The following is a 19516-nucleotide window of genomic DNA, read 5'->3' as shown; positions in this document are numbered from 1 at the left end:
AAATTCGCAGGAACAGCTCCATTTTATGAAAAAACGAGAAAGAAATCGCAAAATGAAGGATGAAAGCGAACCGGTCAAGTTAGTAAATGATTTCGGTAAGTGCAAACGATTTAACAATATGAAGGTTTATAGTAAGATGAAAACAGGCGTTAAAACCGCTTACATAGGACAATAGACAACGAATTCTTCATTTTCCTGAGCCTTTTGAAAAAACGTTTGCGCAAAAATTGCTGCGAAAAGCATGCATGGAGCGGTTGCGGTTCGCCGTATGCGGAGAAAAGCGCAGAGTCAGGAATGGAAGCAAGAATAGGGGAAAGCGGTTAAGCGCGCATAATGATCGGGTGGGGGCGTTATTGATGAGGACAAGCCGTTTTATCGGGTCCATCGGGGCCAAGCTGTTTCTTGCTGTTTTGAGTGTGATGATTTTGCTGTCCGCGGTTATGGGGGCGGCTTCCTACCGCATCGCCAGGGGGCTTATCGTCGCCGAGGTGCGGGGGGCTGCTACGGAGGCGGTGCGCCAATCGGCGGACAAACTGGATTATATTCTGACCCAGTATGAATCGCTCTCCCGCCAGCTGGCCGTCGACCCGGAGCTGATGGGCGATCTCCAAGCCGCGGCCGGACCTGACGTCTCAGCGGAGGAGAAAAAGAATGCGGCGGAGCGAGTCAGGAAGAAGCTGGATGCGCTGGCCGGCGCGGATTCCCGGCTGATCGGCATCCGCTTGCTCGCCCCGAGCCGGACGGACGCGGATTCCTTCAAGTCGATGCGCCTTCCGTCCCCGCGCTCGAATGAAGCCGTCGAGCAAAAGCTGACCCGCGTTGCGGAAAGCGGCGGGCAGCCGGTCTGGTTTCCGGCGGAGAAAGGGGGATTTTTCGGCGTTTACGGAGAGGCGTGCTTTACGCTCGGACGAATGGTGCGTGATTTGCGCCGTCCGGAAGCGTCTTATGTTCTGCTGATCGAAGTGAAGGAGCAGACGCTGCGCAGCGCCCTGGAAAACCTGCATATCGGCAAAAGCGGTGAAGTGCGGCTCCTTAGCCGGGATGGAACGGTTGCCTATGCGGAAAATGCCGAGCTGCTGGAAACCGTCTCCGATGTCGGACCGGAGGCCCCCGGTGAAGACGATGCCGCCTCGGCCGCCGAAAAGAACAGGCTGGTGGTCCGGCAGCCGCTGGGCGCGGCGGAGTGGACGCTGGTCGGTTTTGCGCCGGAGAGCGATTTTTTGCAAAAGGCCGATAAGCTGCTGGCGGCCATCCTTTTCATTCTGGCCGGTGCGGCGGTCGTCGCGGTGGCGGCGGGACTACTGCTGGCGCGGATGGTCCGGCGGCCGCTGCTGCATATGTGCGCCTTGATGGAGGAAGGACAGCGCGGGAATCTGCACGTCCGGACCGCATTTGCCGGCCGGGATGAAATCGGCCGCCTCGGCGCGGCGTTTAACCGGATGATGGAGCACATCTCCGCGCTCGTGGACAAGACGGCCGAGTCCGCCGGTCTGGTGCTGGCGACGGCGGGCGAGCTGGCGCAGGCGTCCCGGCGGACGACGCTGTCGGCCGGAGAAATGGCGGCGGCCATGGGCGAGCTGGACCGGGCGGCCGGGCAGCTGGCGGCGGATGCGGAGCGGGGGCTGCATATGCTGGAAGCCGCCCGTGCGGGCACCGAACGGTTCCGCCATGTCCAGGAGGAGGCGCATCAGTCGGCCGGCCGCGTCACGGCCATCAGCGGGGAGGGGACAAAGCAGATGGGCGAGCTGGTCGAGCGGACGGACGACACGCTGGAGATGACGCGGCGGATCGAAGAGAACTCCGCCCGGCTGCTGCGCAGCGCGAGCCTCATCCGCGGCATTTTGGAGCCGCTCGGCGCGATGGCGAAGCGCACCGCCATCCTGGCCCTGAACGCATCCATCGAAGCGTCACGGGCGGGTGCGGCGGGCAAAGGCTTCCTGGTCATCGCGGCGGAAATCCGCAGCCTGGCGGATCAGACCAAAGCGGCCGTGTTAAGCGCCTCCGAGCAGGCGGACGAAATCCGCTCGGACATTCTGGCGACGGCGGAAGTGATCGCGGGAGCGGCGCCGCTGTACGACGCCCAGATCGAGTCGGTGCGGAAAACCTCGGGCCTGTTTGCCGAGGTGCGGGAGGAGATGCGCCGGTTCGCCGCGGAAATCGAGGCGTCCGCCGAGTCGGTGAGCCGGCTGGCGGATTCGCAGGACCGCCTGGGCGAAGCGATGGGCGGCGTCGGCGGAGTGGCGCAGGAGACGGGCGGCGCCGTCCGGCAGCTGGCGGCCATGTCGGCGGAGCAGTTCGAGATCAGCGGACGGCTCTCCGCCGAAGCGGATGCGCTGGAGCGGCTGGCGGGCGAGCTGCGCCGGGAGCTGTCCCGCTTCCGCACCGCCGGAGCGGAAGCCGGCGGCCAGGGAGAAGGCGCGGAGAGCGCGCGGCTGGAGGCGGAGTGAGCGGCGCGGCTGGGGGCGCGGAGAGCGGCGCGGCTGGGGGCGGGGCGAGCGGCGCGGCTGGAAGCGAGAGAGCGGCGCGGCTGGGGGCGAGAAGACCCGCACAGCGGGACGCGATAGTGCGAGCCGAACGGGCGGTGAGGGTGCGGCCGGCGAGTGAACCAAAAACGGCGCTTGCCCGGTAGTGTCTGCTGCGGAGCCGGTTCTCAAGCAATCGCCGCCGGTACAAAAACGAGGGCCTGCATAAGAAGGCCCTCGTTCCCATAGAATGCTGCCAAGCTTGGCAGCCTCGGATTAATGTTGAAGGCTATAGAACAACCATTTTTTTACGACCATTTCGACGGCATTCGTTCCGAACATCAACGGGAGCTGGAAACCCAAATCAACTTGGCCTCCGCTGGTTTCGAGGGCTTGCGCCCCTCCGACATCGTAGTTTGAATTTTGAAAAGAACGACAAGGTGCCAGGCGTCTATCGGCAAAAGGGCGGCGGGCGTGAAGTTCCCAACAACCGGAGAGTACGCGCTTGCAAGGTGGGTTAAGAAGTGCAAAAAAGCAACTAATTTCCCCTATATCGGCTATTTTCAACCGAATAGGTGCATAAAGGCAATTATTTCACGCGTTTTCTCCATTTAACGCTTATTTTTCCCAAAATAAGTGCGTGTGTGAAATTATTTCGCGATCGGAACGAGAACCAGCGGAAATAAGTGTCGCTGTGCATCTATTTGTTTCCTTTCCCTGGTCAGCATTCACTTGGGCCCCGCCACTTCCAATTTAGCCGAGAAAGCAGAAGAAAAAGGAAGGGGGAACGAGGCAAACGGGGGGCTTAAATAACGGAAGCCGCACAGAACATGGGAAGATGGCGACCCGTCGGGAACGCCGAGATAAACGGAATAACCTCCCGTTATTGCCCTTTCCAACGAGGACAACGCAAAAGAAGCCCATGCTCATAAAAATGAGCTGGGTTTCTCGACAATCCGAGAGGCGGGTGACCGCCTCTTTTTTGGTGCGGTGAGCGGTCCGGACCGATCGGCCGCCACCGCCGCCTGTCTTTGCAGGCTTTCCCGTTCCGCCGCCCGAACGTCCGGCTTACGCGAAGTCCGGCTCGCGGTTCAGGAAGAACACGGCGAGCGTGCCAGGGCCGGAGTGGGCCCCGACTGCAGCTCCGATGATCGTCACCTTGACGTCCTGTGTGCCGAACGCTTCCCGGATCATCGCTTCCAGCTGCTCGGCCGCTTCGATGTCGCCGCCGTGGCTGATGCCGATCGTCTGTTTGTCCAGCGCCACGCCGCGCTCCCGGATGAGCTCGATCATGCGCTGGAACACCTTTTTGCGGCCGCGGACTTTTTCCAGCGGGATCAGCTTGCCTCCGTCCACGTGCAGGATCGGCTTGATGTTCAGAATGCCGCCGATGAAAGCAGCCAGCGGGCTGACCCGTCCCCCGCGCAGCAGGTACTCGAGATCGTCGACCGTGAAAATATGCTCCATGTGCTCCGCATAAAACGCCGCCGCCTTCAGCAGCTCCGCCCGGCTTGCGCCTTTTTCAGCCAATTGGGCCGTCAGGTACACGACCATGCCTTCCCCGAAGGAGGCGCATTTGGTGTCGAGGATATCGAGCTGGAAATCCGGGTATTGCTCCAGCACCTCGTTGCGCGCCATGACAGCCGTCTGGTACGTGCCGGACAGCTCCGACGAAAACGCCAGATAAAGGCATTCCTTCTTCTCACGGGCGTAAGAAAGGAACAAATCAAGCACGTCCTGAAGGGCGGGCTGGGAGGTTTTGTAGACCGTCCCCTTGCGCATGTTGTCAAAAAGGTCCCGGGGGTTCAGCGTCACGTTGTCGAGAAACTCCCGCTCTCCTTGTATCACCCTAAGGGGAATTACATCGATGTCGTATTGGCGCACAATCGCCTGGGGCATATCGGCGGCGCTGTCCGTTAGGATCTTGACCATATTTTGCAGCTCCTTCTCGTTTGTCGTGACAAAGGGTGGAACTCGGGTTCTTTCTTCCTCATCATACCATTTTCCGCGGGTGCACCGAAACCGAAAATCATCCTCCTGCAACCGCGCGGCCTTTTTTTCGTAAAAAGACGTAAAAGAGCCTGCCGTCAAGAGAAAGAAGGGACAAGATGGAACGACAGCTCATGCAAAAGGTTCATCCCGATTATTTAAAGGTTGGCCGGATCAGCTCTCTGATCACGCATGTCATCCTTCTGTTGGGGGCCGGCGCTTATTTGATAGCGGCCTACCGCCAGGATTGGCTCCGGTATCCGGGGTATCTTGCAATCGGAGTCATCCTCCTGAGCGCGTTGTGGTTCACGGCGGTCGTGCCGCACATGCGCTACCGGCTGTTTGCGTTTGATGTGTTTGAAGAGGAACTGGAGATTCGCAGCGGACTCTATTTTCAGTCCAACGTGCTGGTGCCGATGATACGCGTTCAGCATGTCGAGCTGGAGAGCGGGCCGCTTATGCGCAAATACGGGCTTGCCGAAGTGTCGGTGGTAACAGCGGCGACGACGCACAAAATCAGCGGCCTGAAGCGGGAGGATGCCGAGCGGATCAAGCAGCGGATCGGCTTGCTGGCGAGGGTGGCGGACGATGAAGAGTGAAGCGAAAGAGCGCCGCATTCATCCCGCGTATATGTTTTTTACCGCTTTGAAAATCGTGCGGAATCTGATTCCGGTTCTGGTGGTGGTCGGCATCAACCGGATCGGGGAATGGGGCATCGGCTGGATCTTGGCCGGAGCGGCCGGAGGGTTTGCGCTTCTGATGCTCACCTTGGGCTTGGCCGGCTGGCGGCGGTTCACGTACACGCTGGAAAGCGACCGGCTCGTGATCCGCAAGGGAATCTGGTTCCGCGACGAAAAGAATCTGTATTTCGGCCGCATCCATTCCGTCAATGTCGAGCAGCCGTTTCTGCACCGGCTTCTGGGCGTCGCCCAGGTGAAGCTCGAAACGCCGGGCGGCAAGGAGGAGTCGGACGGGCTGCTGCCCGCGCTGGCGCTCGATGATGCGCGGCGGCTGGCGGAGTGGCTGCGCAGCGACGCGGCCCGGCGCCCGAACGCCCGCGCCGCTGCTCGCGCGTCGGCTGAGGCCGGAAGCGTTCCGGCTGCCGCTGCCGGGCAGGTGGCGGGAGGGGAGACCGACGGAGGTGTTCTTGCGCCCGGGGCTTACGGAGCCGGAATGCCGGCGGATACCGCCGTTCGCGAGGCCGCCGGCCCGGACGCAGCCGGAGCCGGCCCTGCGCTTCCTGCCGCTGAGGGAAGCGCGGGCGCGCCGGAAATTGCCGCCGGCCGCGCAGCCGGGACCGGCGGAGCGGATCAGCCGGTATCCTGCGGCCCTGCTCCCGGAGCTTCGCACTCCGCTCCCGGGCTTGCGCCTGCGGCTTCGGATGCCGCCGCCGCCCCCGGGCTTGCGCCTGCGGCTTCGCATGCCGCCGCCACCCCCGGGCTTGCGCCTGCGGCTTCGCATGCCGCATCCGGTCCCGGGCCCGACGTAGCGGGCGCCAACGCCGCCGATCCCGCGCCGGGCGCCGGCTTCGGTTACCCGGCCGTGCCCGCGCCGGTTACGGCCGAGATCCGCTTTCCGGCCCGGCAGCTGGCTATCGCCGCCATGTCGACGCTTAACCTGGGGCTGGTCGCCGCCTTTTTTGCAGGGGTACTGTCGTTTGCAGACGACGTTTTGCCGGACCGGCTGTATAACCGGCTTTACGAAGGCGCGGTCGGCCTGTTCCACGGCCCGGCGATTCTGCTGTGGATTTCCGCGGCCATCCTGTTTGCCTGGGTGCTGTCGGCCGGGCTATACGTGATCAAATATTACGGCTTCACCGCGCGCCGTCAGGGCGGGGAAATTACGGTTTCCTACGGCTTGCTGGAGAAAAAAACGCATCAGTTCCCGGTTGAGCGCGTACAGGCCGTGGCCGTGAAGGAAGGGCTGCTGCGCCAGCGGCTCGGCCGGGGGCTGGTAGAGCTGGCCGTCCTTTCGTCCAGCAAGCAGGAAAAGATCGCCCTGCACCCGTTCGTCCGAATGTCGGAGCTCTCCGGGCTGCTGGCCGATTTTGTTCCGGCCTTCCGGGCCGCACCGGTGGATGCTTCCCCGCCGCGGCGTGCGTTTGTTTACTTCTGGCGGCTCCCGCTCTTGCTGCTGCTGGCCGCCGTCGGCGCCGTTACCGCGATCTTTGGCTGGAACGGGCTGTGGCTGTCTGCGGCGGCTCCCGCGCTGATGCTCTTCTGCTGGCTGTGCTACCGGGACGAGGGGCTGTCGCTGCGCGAGGGACAGCTGACCGTTCGCACACGGCTGATCGCACGTCACACCTCGTTTATCCGCAGGCCGCAGATCGTATCGCTCCGGGCTACCGGAACCCGGTTTCAGCGCCGCAAAAAACTGCTCACCCTGAAGGCGGTCAATCTGCTCGGGGAAACCTCGTCCGCCGCCTGTCTGGACGAAACCCAAGTCCGGGAGGTCTGGCGCTGGTACAGCCGGGAGGAAAGGGGCGCCTGACCGTTCCCGCTTTCCGGGAAAAATCGCATTTTCCGCCAGGGAATACGGTTTGAGTTTGCTTTGCCGGGTATGCTAAGATGAACAAACAATTAAGCGATGCAAAGGAGGAAGGACAAATGACGAAAAACCGCCGGAAAGCCGTCCGCTGGATTGCGCTCGCCCTGCTTGCCGTCTTTGTCCTTTTCACGACTCCGACGCCTCAGCTTGACGCCAAGCTGAGCGGGGGCAATCCCCCGTCCTTTTCCCATGAAGTCGAATTCACGGTAAAATCCGTCACGCGTTCCCACAATTCCGCCTCTCTGCGCCTGGATGCGGCCGCAGCGCTTTTGCTGCTCCTCTTTGCCATGCTGCCGTGTCTCTATGCGATGCCCGACCGCTCATCAGCGCTGCGGGCCGCCTTCATTCCTTTTATTCACCGCCGGCTAAAACGCCGGCTTCTCATTCCCATTAAATTCACTTCCTTTTTCGTAGCGTAAGCATCTGCTTCCGGACCGGTTCCGCCTATAGGCAGAGCCTGCTTTGTCGTGCCCGCAGGGACGGGCCGGTCACCGGAAAAGCTGCAAACCGCCGGCGATATAGGAAAACCTAGAAGCTCAGGAGGAAAACTAGCATGGATATCCGCGAAACAGACCTGCCCGGCATCGGGAAAAAATTTCAGCTTCACGCCCGGAGCGGCGACAAGCTCGTGATCATCATCCACGATGACGGCCGCCGGGAATGCTATCATTTCGACAACGACGACCCCGACGACAGCATCTCGATGATCTCGCTGGACGACGACGAGTCCCGTCTGGTCGCTTCTATTATCGGAGGAATGGCTTACAAGCCCAAGCAGCTCGATACGGTCCAGGTGGAGCTGGACGACCTGGTCATCGAATGGTATCAGGTGGACCCGAGCTTCAAGTGTGTCGGCAGGACAATCGGCGAGCTCAATGTCCGCCAAAACACCGGGGCCACCATCCTGGCCGCCCTGGAAAAGAACCATACCCGGCAGATCAGCCCGGGTCCCGATTACGTGATCACCGCCGGCTCGACGCTCGTAGTGGCGGGGGAGCGCGCGCAGCAGAAGCTTTTCAAACAGACTTTGGCGAACGGATGTGATGCTTAAGGATGGAGCATGCCGTTTTTGAAGTTGGACTGGCGATTGCCCTTATTGCGCTCGCGGGCTTGCTGTCAAACAAGCTGAAGTTTTCGGTTATCCCGTTCTATATTCTGGTCGGGATGGCGGTAGGCCCGCATGCCCTCAAGTGGGGCATTCTCGATTTGCGCTTTATTACAAGCGCCCCGCTGATCGAATTTTTGGGACGGCTTGGCGTCCTGTTCCTGCTGTTTTATCTCGGTCTTGAATTTTCCGTCGGCCGCCTGATGCGCTCCGGCCGTTCCATCGCGGTCGGCGGAACGATTTACATTCTGATCAACTTTACCCTCGGCTTTTTGTTCGGCTGGCTGAACGGCTTCGCGCTCGCGGAAACGCTGGTCATTGCCGGCATCACCACCATATCCTCCAGCGCCATCGTGGCGAAGGTACTGGTCGACCTGAAACGGACGGCCAATCCTGAAACCGAGATGATCCTCGGGATCATCATGTTCGAGGACGTATTTCTTGCCGTGTACATCTCGATTCTTTCGGGTCTCGTGCTGAGCTCGTCCTCCTCGTTAGGCGGCGTGCTGTTGTCGGCCGGCATTGCGCTCGGCTTTATGCTCGGCGTGCTGATTCTGGGCCGCCTCGCCGTGCCGCTCTTGAACAAGCTGCTGAACATCCGCTCCAACGAGCTCTTTCTCCTGGTCATTTTCGCCATGCTGTTCCTGGTGGCGGGATTCTCCGAAACCATCCACGTCGCCGAAGCGATCGGCGCGCTCCTGGTCGGGCTGGTGCTTGCCGAAACGGAGCATATGAAGCGCATCGAGCATTTGATTTTGCCTTTCCGGGATATCTTCGGCGCAATCTTCTTCTTCAGCTTCGGCCTCACCATCGACCCGACGCAGCTGGGCGGAAGCGCCGTTTGGCTGGCGATCGGCGCGGTGCTGCTGACCATTGCGGGCAACTTCATCGCCGGGATGATGGCCGGCAAGTCCGCCGGTCTCGGCCCCAAGCCGTCCGCCAACATCGGGCTGACGATCGTATCCCGGGGCGAATTCTCGATCATCATGGCGAATCTGGCCAAGGCAGGCGGGCTCGCGGCAATCATTCAGCCGTTTGCGGCGGTGTATGTGCTGATTCTGGCGATACTCGGCCCGCTTTTGACCAAGGAATCAAAGACCGTTTACAAGCTGCTGGATAAGGTGTTCCGGTTTAAAACACCCAAGAAAAAGGCGGTGCCGGAAAAAACGCCCTAAATCCGCCCTGTCCGAAAAAGGCATACGCGTCCCGCGTCAGGAGGGACCGGAAGGCTAGCGCCCCGCATACGGGAAAGCGCCTGACCCGGGAGCGTTCCTCACAAGTCCGGCATTCCGCATCAAAGGAGGAATCCGTGTGAGCGACGAACAAATTTCCCTTCCCTTGCTGCTTCTGGTCGAAGAGGCGGTTCTCGGTCTGATCGGCTGTGTGCTGATCGTGACGGTTTGCGCCTATTTAAACCGCCAGTCGGGGCATACGCGCACTCTGCGTGTTCTGAGCACCCGGCCGGATGAAATATCGGACGCCATCGAGTCGGAGCTGAACCGCAGCGTATGGCCCCCCCGGCGCACGTCCTCGGGACGGCGGCTGGAAGCGTCCCGCCAGCGGCGGGAGGTGGTCTGCATCATTTACCGGCTGGAGCAGAGGAAGGTAATTGACCTGATCAAAGCAAACGACCCCGAGGCGACGATTTCTTTTGGGGAAGATTCTTCCAGGGGAAGACGGTTGTCTTGATTCATCGGGTGAACCAAAGGAAGGCCTCCCGGCTGCTCGCCGCGGAGGCTTTCCTGCTATTGCCGGGCGGCGCGCTACGATTGTGCAGGGAGCGCTTCGTCCGCAGCGTTAGCGTCCGTGCCATCCGGGCTTTGGCACCACCGATAATGAAGCTTGGGACCTTGCTGTCGTTTCAGGGCAGGAGAAAAACTTTTGGCCGCACCGTATCGGTTGCGGCTTTTTTTTCGTTTATAGGGTATGATCGTAAAAAAACGACGGGAGGAATCGCCGATGGCCATGGTGCTATATGCCGTATCGGGCCGCCGCTCCGAGGCCGCCGGAACGGAAATCGCCGGAACGGAGGCAGCGAAACGCCGCTCCGCCGAACCCGACGGTGCCGGACCGGAGGCCGCCGGGCTTGGCGCCGGGACCGAAGCCGGGCTGGCGGAGCTGGTCTGCCGACACCGGGACGCGCTCTTGAAACGCTGCCGTTTTATAACCGGCTCGGAATGGGATGCCGAGGATTTGGTCCAGGAAACCTGGTCGCGGGTTCTGGCGGCCTTCAGACGGGGAACGGCGCGGAGCGAAATCAACCGGGCCTATCTGGAGCGGGTGGCCGCCAACGCCTGGATCGACCGCTGCCGCAAGCCGCGTCCGCCGATGGTGGCATTGGATGAGCGAACCGAGGCATCGGCGGAAACCGTCGATCCGATCGAAACGAAAGCCGCCGTGGAATTTCTGGTGGCCTGTCTGCCGCCCCGGCAGCGGGTGATCCTGCTGCTCATGGACGTGTTCCGCTACACCGCTCCGGAAGCGGCCCGCCTGCTCCGGTCGACCGAAGCGGCGGTGAAGGCCGGGCTGCGGCGCGCCCGGGCCGCGCTGAAGGCGGCCAAGGAAGCGGAGGCCAGGCAGGAAGGAAGCGCCGGACGCGGGCGAAGCGGAGTGGACGAAAGCGTGGTCTACGCCTATCTTCAGGCGTTCCGCCGGCAGGACCCCCTGGCGCTTGCGCTGCTCCTGAACGACAGCGAGGCGCTGGATGTGCTGCCCGCCGTCACCGGACAGCGGCAGCCGGAGCGCCCGGCCGTCCGGACCGCGCCGACGCGGACGGGCAGTCTCCAAGCGGCGGCTTGATTCCATTTTCATGAAGGAGGAACCCCCGATGAGCATTCCGATTCCCTATGTAGTGGAGCAGACTGGCCGCGGCGAGCGTTCGTATGACATTTATTCGCGGCTGCTGAAGGACCGCATTGTCTTTTTGGGCTCCGAGATCAACGACCAGGTCGCCAACAGCATCATCGCGCAGCTGCTTTTCCTGACGGCGGAAGACCCGGAGAAGGACATCAGCCTTTACATCAACAGTCCGGGAGGCTCGACCTCGGCGGGGCTGGCGATTTATGACACGATGCAATTCGTGAAGCCGGACGTGCAAACCATCTGCACCGGTCTGGCGGCTTCGTTCGGAGCGATTTTGCTGCTGGCGGGCGCAAAAGGAAAACGCTTCGCGCTCCCGAACAGCGAGGTTATGCTGCATCAGCCGCACGGCGGCACGCAGGGGCAGGCGAGCGATATCGCGATCAGCGCCAAGCGAATTATCCGGGTTCGGGAAACGCTGAACCGGATCATCTCGGAACGGACCGGCCAGCCGCTCGACAAGGTCGAGCGGGACGTGGACCGCGACTTTTTCCTCTCCGGCGACGAAGCGGTGGCCTACGGAATCGTAGACAAGGTAATCCGCGCGGCGGACGGAGCGGCTTGACGGGGATTGCCCGGGCTGCGCGCACCCGGATGAGGAAGCATGGAGCATCAATCAAAATTGGGGGGATAAGCAATGAAGCTTCTGATATTGGGCGGAACGGTTTTTCTCGGCCGTCATCTGACAGAAGCGGCGCTGAAACGCGGACACGAGGTGACGCTGTTTAACCGGGGGACGAAGCCGTCCCCCTTTCCCGAGGCGGTGGAGAACCTCCGGGGAGACCGCGATGGCGGACTGGATGCGCTGGCAGGCCGCCGCTGGGACGCCGTGATCGACACGAGCGGCTACCTCCCCCGCCTGGTCCGGCAATCGGCGGAGCGGTTGGCTGAAGCGGCGGACCATTATACGTTTGTTTCTAGCATTTCGGTTTATGCCGACTTCAGCAAGCCCGGCTTGACGGAAGAGGCGGATGTCGCGAAGCTGGAGGACGAAACGGCCGAGGAGCGGACGGGCGAAACCTACGGGCCGTTAAAAGCGCTCTGCGAGCAGGCGGCGGAGCAGGCGATGCCGGGCCGCACCTTGATCGTCCGGCCGGGCTTGATCGTCGGCCCGGACGACCCGACGGACCGCTTTACCTATTGGCCGTCCCGCATCGCGGCCGGAGGAGAGGTGCTTGCGCCGGGGCAGCCGGACAGCCCCGTCCAGTTCATCGACGTCCGCGATTTGGCGGAGTGGATGATCCGCATGGCGGAGGACCGGGAGACGGGCGTTTTCCATGCCACGGGTCCCCGGGAGACGCTGACCCTGGGCGGCTTGCTGGAATCGGCGCGGGATGCCGTCGGCTCGGACGCTGTGTTCACCTGGGTGGAGGAGCGTTTTCTGGCCGAACAAGGCGTCGGCTATTGGATGGAGCTGCCGCTCTGGATTCCGTCGGGCGAGTCCATGGACGGCTTCCAGACCGTCGACATTTCCAAGGCCCTGCATGCCGGACTCGCCTTTCGCCCGCTGGCCGAGACGGTGCGGGACACGCTCGAATGGAGCCGGACGCGCCCGGCCGATTGGGCGTGGAAGGCGGGCCTCGCCCCGGCCCGGGAAGCCGGGGTGCTGGCGAATTGGCGCAAAGGGTAGTGATGGCGGATTGCCATGCGGTGCGGGATAGGCGCAAAGAGCCGGGCGATGCCGGATCGAGCGTGAAGCGGAACGTATTTGAAGCGCAATAACAAAAACCGGTCCGGCAAGGAACTCCTTGTCCAGGCCGGTTTTTGTTATTGCGGAATCATACCCCGGCTGCCTCGTGGAGACACGGCAGGGCCGCCCCTGATCCTTGCCGGGATAGCGGGCCGGCCGACCGGCAGTGTGAAGGGCTCTGCGCCTGCGGCGGCGGTCCCTCCCGTGGCGCAGCAGTTGCAGGAGGGGATAGGAAAGTCGAATTTTAATGAAAATGATATGATTTTAGAGGAATTTGTCGATTGTGGACGAACTTTGTTACGATTGAAAAAGGATAAAATTCAGGAGGACAGCATGAGGATACAGAAGCTTGGCATTCCACTGGAAGGATTTGCGGAGTTCAGCCGGACCGCGGCAGCGGAAGGCGCCGTTTTGCTGAAAAATGTAGGGCAGGTTTTGCCGCTTAAGCAAGGCGACCGGGTTTCGGTTTTCGGCCGGACGCAAATCCATTATTACCGCAGCGGCACGGGGTCTGGCGGAAGCGTTAATTTGGCCTATTCGACAAATCTGCTGGACGGGCTGCGGGGAAAAACGGGCATCGAAGTGAACGAAGAACTGGCTTCCGTGTACGAGGCATGGATCAAAAACAACCCGTTTGACAAGGGCGACGGCGGCTGGGCTTCGGAGCCCTGGCACCAAAAGGAAATGCCCTTGACCGAAGAGCTTGTTGCGGAGGCGAGGAAGAAATCCGGCAAAGCCGTCGTGGTCATCGGCCGCACGGCCGGGGAAGACCAGGACAACGAAGACAAACCGGGCAGCTACCGGATCACCGAGGATGAACGGGCGATGCTCCGCACGGTTACCGCCTTTTTTGAGCAAACCGTCGTGGTGTTGAATGTATCCAATATCATCGACATGAGCTGGGTGCGGGATGAAGGCTGCACCCATCCGGTCCCCGGCATTGTCTATGCCTGGCAGGGCGGGATGGAGGGCGGCAACGCTATTGCCGATGTGCTTGCCGGGGACGTTACGCCAAGCGGCAAGCTGACGGATACCATCGCTTCTTCCATCGAAGATTACCCGTCGACCGAAAACTACGGAAACCGGCACCAAAACGTGTACCGGGAAGACGTTTATGTCGGCTACCGGTTTTTTGAAACCTTTTGCCCGGAGAAAGTGCTGTTTCCTTTTGGTTTCGGGCTCTCTTATACGGACTTTCGCCTGGAGGCGGAGGAGGCCAGGACGGACGAAACCGGCGGCCGTGTTTATATTGAGCTTGCGGTCAAGGTGACGAATACCGGCGCCGTCTACTCCGGCAAGGAAGTGGTGCAGCTCTATTACGAAGCGCCGCAGGGCAAGCTGGGCAAACCGGCCCGGTCTCTCGCAGCCTTCGGGAAAACCGGCGTTCTGCAGCCAGGGCAGTCGGAGCGGCTTATTCTCCGCTTCCCCGCGGACCGGATGGCGTCCTATGACGACGCCGGGGCCACCGGATTTGCCTCCGCCTACGTCTTGGAAGCAGGGATTTACCGGTTCTATGCAGGCAGCAGCGTCCGGGAAGCGGTCCCCGTCCGGGTAGCGGGACAAGTCGGTTACATAGTGGAAGCCACCCGGGTTATCGAGCAGCTGGAGGAAGCGCTTGCCCCGACGGAAGCTTTCACTCGAATGAAGCCCGGCGCGCGCAAGGAAGACGGCACCTACGAGCTGGTCTTTGAGGAGGTTCCGAAGCGGAAGCTTTCACTGGCCGAGCGGATCGAATCCCGGCTGCCCGCCGCGCTGGACCCAACCGGCGACCGGGGATGGAAGCTGGAGGATGTCCATGCGGGCTCGGTGGAGCTGGAAGCCTTTATCGCCCAACTGAGCGACGAGGAGATGGCTGCTCTGGTCCGGGGAGAGGGCATGAGCAGCCCGCTGGTAACGCCCGGAACCGCTTCCGCGTTTGGCGGCGTCAGCGAAGCGCTGGCCCGCTACGGCATTCCCGTGGCCTGTACGGCCGACGGTCCCTCCGGCATCCGCATGGACAGCGGGCATCAGTCCACCCAGATTCCGATCGGAACGCTGCTTGCCGCCACCTGGAACACCGCGCTGGTGGAAGAGCTCTACCGGCTGGAAGGGCAAGAGATGCTTCGCAATCGCATTGATGTCCTCCTCGGGCCGGGGCTCAATATCCGGCGCAGCCCACTGAACGGGCGGAACTTTGAGTATTATTCCGAGGACCCGCTGATTACGGGTGAATTTGCGGCGGCCTGCGCGCGCGGAATTCGCAAAAGCGGCGCGCATGCGACGCTGAAGCACTTTGCCTGCAACAATCAGGAAAAATACCGGCATGAGGTGAACGCCGTCGTCTCGGAGAGAGCGCTCCGGGAAATTTACCTGAAAGGGTTTGAGATCGCTGTGAAAGAAGGCGGAGCGGCTTGCGTTATGACCGCCTACAACCCGATCAACGGCCACTGGTCGGCGTCCTGCTACGACCTCAACACGACCATTTTGCGCAAAGAATGGGGATTTGAAGGGATTGTCATGACGGACTGGTGGGCCAAAATGAATGATACAGCGCACGGCGGCTCCGAAAGCGTCCAGTTCACCAACTTCATGCTCCGCGCCCAAAACGATTTGTACATGGTCGTCAACAACTACGGGGCGGAAATCAACTCCTCCGGCGACAATACCCTCGCTTCTCTGGCGGAAGGAACGCTGACCCGCGGGGAGCTGCAGCGGAGCGCGATGAACATTTGCCGGTTCCTGATGAACACGCCTGTGTTCGCAAGCAGGGAGGAGCGGGAGCAGGACGTGCTCCGGTTCGCGGCAAATCCCTCGCTCCTGCCGCACGCCGAGGAAGCGCAAGTGTTGTCGGAGAGCTCCCGGGTGAAGCCGTCCGCCTCCGGCCCGGCCTATATCCGGGTGAAGGAGTCCGGGGAGTACCGCGTATATGTGCAGCTTATGTCCGCTGACAACAACTGGGCGCAAAGCGCCTGCAACGTCACGTTGAACGGCGAGCGGATGGTTACCGTTCTCACCAGCGGCACCGAAGGCCGGTGGGTCCGCCAAAAGCTGGCCAAAATCGGCCTCGAAAACGGATGTTATGAAATGAAGCTTGACTTCATCAAGCCGGGTCTTGAAATCGGCTGGATCGAATTTGTTCGGGAATAGAAAATCGGCGAGCAATAAAACAACCGGCCGAAGGGGAACCCCTGACGCCGGTTGTTTTTGGTGGTGGGATAGGATTGCCGCCCGGCACCGCTCCTTCGCCGTTGCTGGTGAAAGTTGCGCGCATGAAACGAATTGGAAAGGCCCAAACTTTCTTGCCCCCTGATAAGAGTCCCGCCGGCAGGCAATACTGTTTCTCTAGACCCACCCGATTTTGATGGGATACACTAAACGTATTCGATTTTGGAGGGGTTTTGCGCGTGGATACCTACAGCGATATCCGCCAGGGAGAAAAAGGGGCCTGGCTCAGCATCGGAGCCTACATACTCCTGTCGGCGGTCAAATTGTTTATCGGCCATACGGCGGGCTCCGAAGCCCTGTCGGCGGACGGTTTGAATAACGCGACCGACATCGTCGCTTCGGTGGCGGTGCTGATTGGGCTTCGCATTTCCCGCAAGCCGCCGGACCCGGAGCACCGCTACGGCCATTTCCGGGCGGAAACGGTGGCCGCGCTGACGGCTTCTTTTATCATGTTCATGGTCGGGATCGGCGTGCTTTATCAAGCGGTGTTTTCCTTTACGGCCCGTTCCGTTTCGGCCCCGGACTGGCTCGCGGCCTGGGCGGCGTTCGGCTGCGCCGCCGTGATGCTGATGGTGTACCGGTACAACGCCGTTCTGGCCAAACGGATCGGCAGCCGGGCGCTGCAGGCGGCGGCTCAGGACAACCGGTCCGACGCCTTTGTCAGCATCGGGGCCTTTGTGGGCATCGCGGGCTCCCAATTCGGGCTGCCCTGGCTCGACCCGTTGGCCGCGATTACAGTGGGCGCGATCATCTGCAAAACCGCCTGGTCCATTTTCCGGGACGCTTCGATCAACCTGACCGACGGGTTTGAAGAAGCGGAGCTCGACGAGATGAAAAAAACGGTGGAGCAAACCCCTGGCGTTCTGGAGCTCCTGGACATGAAGGCCCGGCAGCACGGAAACCGGGTGCTCGTCGACGTGACGGTGGCGGTCCATCATGAATTGTCGGTGGTGGAAGGCCACAAGATTACGGAGGACATCGAAGAACGAATGCGCGTCCGCCACCGGATTTCCCATGTTCATGTGCACATTGAGCCTTTGCTGCTTTAACCGGACCGATGCCGCCAAAAATCGGATACGCGAAAATGGACATAAAACAAACCTGCGGGCAACCGCAGGTTTGTTTGCTGTGCTGCAAAAGGCGCCGGGCACTTATTCGCGGAATTCCGCTTTCGGGCAGCGGACTTTCAGCGCGCGCACGAAAGTCTCCTTGTCCCGGGGAGAAATATAAACGAGCCCCCAGCGGTCGTAACGGATCTCGAGCCGGTCGAGCGAAAGGGCCATGCTGGAAAGCGCCGTGCGGCTGGACGCCACCCGGGTAATCCGGTCGAAGGGAAGGACCATCCGGATCGGCCCGCTCCGTATGACGAGCGCATCGTCCTTCAGCAGGTAGCGCGTGGCGGTCCAAATCCAGACGATCAGACCGGCGATCAGCGCAAGCGCTGCGGCAAAAAGCAGCCAGCCGAACGAAAGAGACTCTGCCCACAAGACGGATACGGCCGCTGCAAGCAGAACGCCCCCGCCGGACAAAAGCAGGACGGAAAGCCAAAGATCCCGTTTGGACGGATAAACCATGCCGGTTCGCCTCCTTTCATAGATGATTTTAGGGGATGCAAGCAGGAAAAGGCGTTTTCGGTTCGCATTACTTCTGAAGCTGCAGTTCTTTTTTTAATTGGCTGATCCGCCCCTGGCTGATGCCGAGGAGAACGGCCAGCTCCTTTTGGCTGGCATGCGGGTTATCGAGAAAAGCCTGCTTGAGACGCGCCAGCATCTCGGTCGTTTTGGTCCGTTTGCCGCCGGGCTGGGGCAGAGGAACGGTTCGCTCGGGAACGGGCCGGGCCGGATCGTTCATCGCGGTGCGGAGCTCCTGCAGACAACCGGCGCAAATAAACTGTTCGCTGTAGTACGTGACATTCTCCATCGTCCGGCAGAAGGTGCATTCCGTCGTTTTGTACTTCCGCATAACGATCATGTTGGTGTTGGTGACAAAGAACTCCAGCGGATCGCCGATCTCAATGTTTCTTGTCGAGCGGATTTCTGTCGGAATCACGATGCGGCCCAGGCTGTCAAGGTTGCGTATCATTCCGGTGTCCTTCATGACAGGTCCCCCTTTACTAGAATAACAGCGTTAGATTTACTATAACAGAACTTACATAATTTGAGAATATGGACTTTATAGAGCAAAAAAAGCGCAGAAGTTCCCGTCGGCATGGCTTGGAAGAGGCGAGGGGGTGGTAAAGGCAAAGGAAGAAAAGTTTCAGTAAAAAAGACGGATGCCATTTTTTGACGGCGTGTACTTTTTGATGGGGGACGACGTGGTTGGACCGGTAAGCTTCGGATGAAAACAGCAGGCAAAACATCGGCGGGAGAGCTTTTGCGGTGGTGGTTAACGGGCCTTTTTCAAAGAAAACAACAATGCGATAGAATTGGAAACGCTTTTCCAGATAAGGTTAAAAGTTATTTTATAATCATTATTGATTTGCGGCGAAAGGTGTGATAAATTAGCAATAATTAACTTACACGAGACGAGAATAATCTGCTGCTGGCCATTCGTTGGAGCCGGAATCGCAAGTATTCGATAACCTGAAAAGGCAAACCATTCGAAAGAGTGGGACGCAAAGTCTGAGTCTTCGGCGGGTGTACGCCCGCCATGATCGTTCGACTGCCATGGATCTTGGATCCCGGCAGTCTTTTTTTATGCATAGATTCATAGTGTGGGTAGAAAGAGGAGAATCCGGGATGAAAAAAAGAAAATGGGCAAAGTCGTCGCTTGTTGGGGCATTGGCGTTTCTTTTGGTATTCGGCCGCACCGCATGGGCCTCGCCGGAGGTTATGCCTTATGTTCCGACGCCGGTTCTGGGGATCGCCGGCAACTTTAATGCGTTTGTGTTTGGGGATTTTACGCAACAGTATGAGCAAATCCATGGCCGTTTGGCAGCGGCCGGCAATGTTTCACTTACCGGGTATACGGTGGCGCTGGACCTTCCGGCAACCGGCGATGTTTTGGTGGCGGGCAAGGACCTGAGCTTTTATGGCGGAACCGTCCGCGGAACCGCTGTGTACGGAGGAGCTTTACACGCTTCCGGCACCACCGATTTCAAAGAGCCTCCGCGCAAGGACAGCCCGATTGACTTCGCCGCCGAAGAGCAGTTTCTCCTTGCAAAGTCGGCTCAACTGGCGGCGTTGAAGGCGGACGGCAAAGCCGAAAACAACGGCTACGGGCAGTTCACGCTTAACGCGCCTAATGCATTTAACGTCCTTGTAATGACCGCCGAGGATTGGGCGAAGGCGAATTTCATGACGATCAATCTTGCCGGAAACGGCACGTTGATTGTTAATGTGCCGGGAAGCCGAGTCAACATTTCGAGCTTTCAAATGAAATGCACCAATACGCAAAACGTGTTGTTTAACTTCTACGAGGCAACCTCTGTGAATATTGGCAGTATGACGGTCACCGGGACCATTTTGGCCCCCAAGGCACATGTTTCCTATCAGAGCGGTGAATTACACGGAACCTTGATTTCAAAAGGCTTTAGCGGAAATGTCGAGATGCATCATTATCCGTATACGGGAACGGTGCCGCCGGAGGAAACGCCGACACCGACGCCCAGCGTAAGCCCGAGCGAGTCGCCGAGCGTGAGCCCGAGCGAGTCGCCGAGCG

General features: G+C 60.3%; 16 protein-coding genes and 1 riboswitch. Of the genes, 13 read left to right on the top strand and 3 right to left on the bottom strand.

Going from position 1 to position 19516, the window contains the following annotated elements; translation table 11 throughout:
• The first annotated feature begins 356 nt into the window (after nt 1–356).
• On the top strand, nt 357–2447 hold the full coding sequence (locus tag AC6I6H_RS19610; RefSeq protein WP_497955854.1) for a methyl-accepting chemotaxis protein: 2091 nt from the start codon (nt 357–359) through the stop codon (nt 2445–2447).
• Between the two features lie 1083 nt (nt 2448–3530).
• Here AC6I6H_RS19610 and AC6I6H_RS19605 read toward each other — a convergent pair.
• Nucleotides 3531–4394 carry a DegV family protein gene (locus AC6I6H_RS19605; RefSeq protein ID WP_497955852.1) on the bottom strand — a complete coding sequence of 288 codons (864 nt, stop codon included), beginning with the start codon at nt 4392–4394 and terminating at the stop codon, nt 3531–3533.
• A 176-nt stretch (nt 4395–4570) separates the two neighbouring features.
• Between AC6I6H_RS19605 and AC6I6H_RS19600 the strand changes: the two genes are divergently transcribed.
• From AC6I6H_RS19600 to AC6I6H_RS19550, 11 genes are all read left to right on the top strand, one after another.
• Complete coding sequence (locus tag AC6I6H_RS19600) at nt 4571–5050, top strand: PH domain-containing protein (protein ID WP_497955850.1); 480 nt, start codon at nt 4571–4573, stop codon at nt 5048–5050.
• On the top strand, nt 5040–6941 hold the full coding sequence (locus AC6I6H_RS19595; RefSeq protein WP_497955848.1) for a PH domain-containing protein: 1902 nt from the start codon (nt 5040–5042) through the stop codon (nt 6939–6941). The genes AC6I6H_RS19600 and AC6I6H_RS19595 overlap by 11 nt, the downstream gene beginning before the upstream one ends.
• A 116-nt stretch (nt 6942–7057) precedes the next feature.
• On the top strand, nt 7058–7417 hold the full coding sequence (locus tag AC6I6H_RS19590; RefSeq protein WP_497955846.1) for a hypothetical protein: 360 nt from the start codon (nt 7058–7060) through the stop codon (nt 7415–7417).
• Nucleotides 7418–7551: 134 nt separating this feature from the next.
• A complete protein-coding gene (locus tag AC6I6H_RS19585; protein ID WP_497955844.1) occupies nt 7552–8049 on the top strand; it encodes a cation:proton antiporter regulatory subunit in 498 nt (165 codons plus the stop codon).
• A 2-nt stretch (nt 8050–8051) separates the two neighbouring features.
• A complete protein-coding gene (locus AC6I6H_RS19580; protein WP_497955841.1) occupies nt 8052–9278 on the top strand; it encodes a cation:proton antiporter in 1227 nt (408 codons plus the stop codon).
• A gap of 136 nt (nt 9279–9414) precedes the next feature.
• Nucleotides 9415–9792, top strand: coding sequence for a hypothetical protein (locus AC6I6H_RS19575; protein ID WP_497955838.1), 378 nt, complete (start codon nt 9415–9417; stop codon nt 9790–9792).
• Between the two features lie 270 nt (nt 9793–10062).
• Nucleotides 10063–10902 carry an RNA polymerase sigma factor gene (locus AC6I6H_RS19570; protein ID WP_497955834.1) on the top strand — a complete coding sequence of 280 codons (840 nt, stop codon included), beginning with the start codon at nt 10063–10065 and terminating at the stop codon, nt 10900–10902.
• 28 nt (nt 10903–10930) lie between these two features.
• A complete protein-coding gene (gene clpP, locus AC6I6H_RS19565; protein WP_497955833.1) occupies nt 10931–11527 on the top strand; it encodes an ATP-dependent Clp endopeptidase proteolytic subunit ClpP in 597 nt (198 codons plus the stop codon).
• Between the two features lie 72 nt (nt 11528–11599).
• Nucleotides 11600–12592: an SDR family oxidoreductase gene (locus AC6I6H_RS19560; RefSeq protein WP_497955832.1), complete on the top strand. Its 993-nt coding sequence runs from the start codon at nt 11600–11602 to the stop codon at nt 12590–12592.
• 393 nt (nt 12593–12985) lie between these two features.
• Nucleotides 12986–15778 (top strand): glycoside hydrolase family 3 protein, encoded by a 2793-nt coding sequence (locus tag AC6I6H_RS19555; protein ID WP_497955830.1) that lies wholly within the window; start codon nt 12986–12988, stop codon nt 15776–15778.
• A 257-nt stretch (nt 15779–16035) separates the two neighbouring features.
• Nucleotides 16036–16905 (top strand): cation diffusion facilitator family transporter, encoded by an 870-nt coding sequence (locus tag AC6I6H_RS19550; RefSeq protein ID WP_497955828.1) that lies wholly within the window; start codon nt 16036–16038, stop codon nt 16903–16905.
• 102 nt (nt 16906–17007) lie between these two features.
• Here AC6I6H_RS19550 and AC6I6H_RS19545 read toward each other — a convergent pair whose 3' ends face one another.
• Both AC6I6H_RS19545 and AC6I6H_RS19540 read right to left on the bottom strand, forming a co-directional pair.
• On the bottom strand, nt 17008–17430 hold the full coding sequence (locus AC6I6H_RS19545; protein ID WP_497955826.1) for a PH domain-containing protein: 423 nt from the start codon (nt 17428–17430) through the stop codon (nt 17008–17010).
• A gap of 67 nt (nt 17431–17497) precedes the next feature.
• Entirely contained in the window at nt 17498–17953 is a 456-nt protein-coding gene (locus AC6I6H_RS19540) for an AbrB/MazE/SpoVT family DNA-binding domain-containing protein (RefSeq protein ID WP_497955825.1), read from the bottom strand.
• Between the two features lie 482 nt (nt 17954–18435).
• Nucleotides 18436–18525, top strand: a riboswitch (cyclic di-GMP riboswitch).
• Between AC6I6H_RS19540 and AC6I6H_RS19535 the strand changes: the two genes are divergently transcribed.
• Nucleotides 18493–19516 (top strand): choice-of-anchor A family protein (locus AC6I6H_RS19535; RefSeq protein WP_497955824.1); only part of this gene is annotated, 1024 nt, incomplete at its 3' end. (Overlaps the previous riboswitch by 33 nt.)

It is taken from the genome of Gorillibacterium sp. sgz306347 (genome assembly GCF_059735245.1).
This window is presented reverse-complemented; position numbering and strand designations above follow the sequence as displayed.

What these genes read in the sequence shown, in the direction of transcription:
- AC6I6H_RS19610 (WP_497955854.1), top strand. Translation starts at nt 357, where the DNA reads ATGAGGACAAGCCGTTTTATCGGGTCCATCGGGGCCAAGCTGTTTCTT.
- AC6I6H_RS19605 (WP_497955852.1), bottom strand. Translation starts at nt 4,394, where the DNA reads ATGGTCAAGATCCTAACGGACAGCGCCGCCGATATGCCCCAGGCGATT.
- AC6I6H_RS19600 (WP_497955850.1), top strand. Translation starts at nt 4,571, where the DNA reads ATGGAACGACAGCTCATGCAAAAGGTTCATCCCGATTATTTAAAGGTT.
- AC6I6H_RS19595 (WP_497955848.1), top strand. Translation starts at nt 5,040, where the DNA reads ATGAAGAGTGAAGCGAAAGAGCGCCGCATTCATCCCGCGTATATGTTT.
- AC6I6H_RS19590 (WP_497955846.1), top strand. Translation starts at nt 7,058, where the DNA reads ATGACGAAAAACCGCCGGAAAGCCGTCCGCTGGATTGCGCTCGCCCTG.
- AC6I6H_RS19585 (WP_497955844.1), top strand. Translation starts at nt 7,552, where the DNA reads ATGGATATCCGCGAAACAGACCTGCCCGGCATCGGGAAAAAATTTCAG.
- AC6I6H_RS19580 (WP_497955841.1), top strand. Translation starts at nt 8,052, where the DNA reads ATGGAGCATGCCGTTTTTGAAGTTGGACTGGCGATTGCCCTTATTGCG.
- AC6I6H_RS19570 (WP_497955834.1), top strand. Translation starts at nt 10,063, where the DNA reads ATGGCCATGGTGCTATATGCCGTATCGGGCCGCCGCTCCGAGGCCGCC.
- clpP (WP_497955833.1), top strand. Translation starts at nt 10,931, where the DNA reads ATGAGCATTCCGATTCCCTATGTAGTGGAGCAGACTGGCCGCGGCGAG.
- AC6I6H_RS19560 (WP_497955832.1), top strand. Translation starts at nt 11,600, where the DNA reads ATGAAGCTTCTGATATTGGGCGGAACGGTTTTTCTCGGCCGTCATCTG.
- AC6I6H_RS19555 (WP_497955830.1), top strand. Translation starts at nt 12,986, where the DNA reads ATGAGGATACAGAAGCTTGGCATTCCACTGGAAGGATTTGCGGAGTTC.
- AC6I6H_RS19545 (WP_497955826.1), bottom strand. Translation starts at nt 17,430, where the DNA reads ATGGTTTATCCGTCCAAACGGGATCTTTGGCTTTCCGTCCTGCTTTTG.
- AC6I6H_RS19540 (WP_497955825.1), bottom strand. Translation starts at nt 17,953, where the DNA reads ATGAAGGACACCGGAATGATACGCAACCTTGACAGCCTGGGCCGCATC.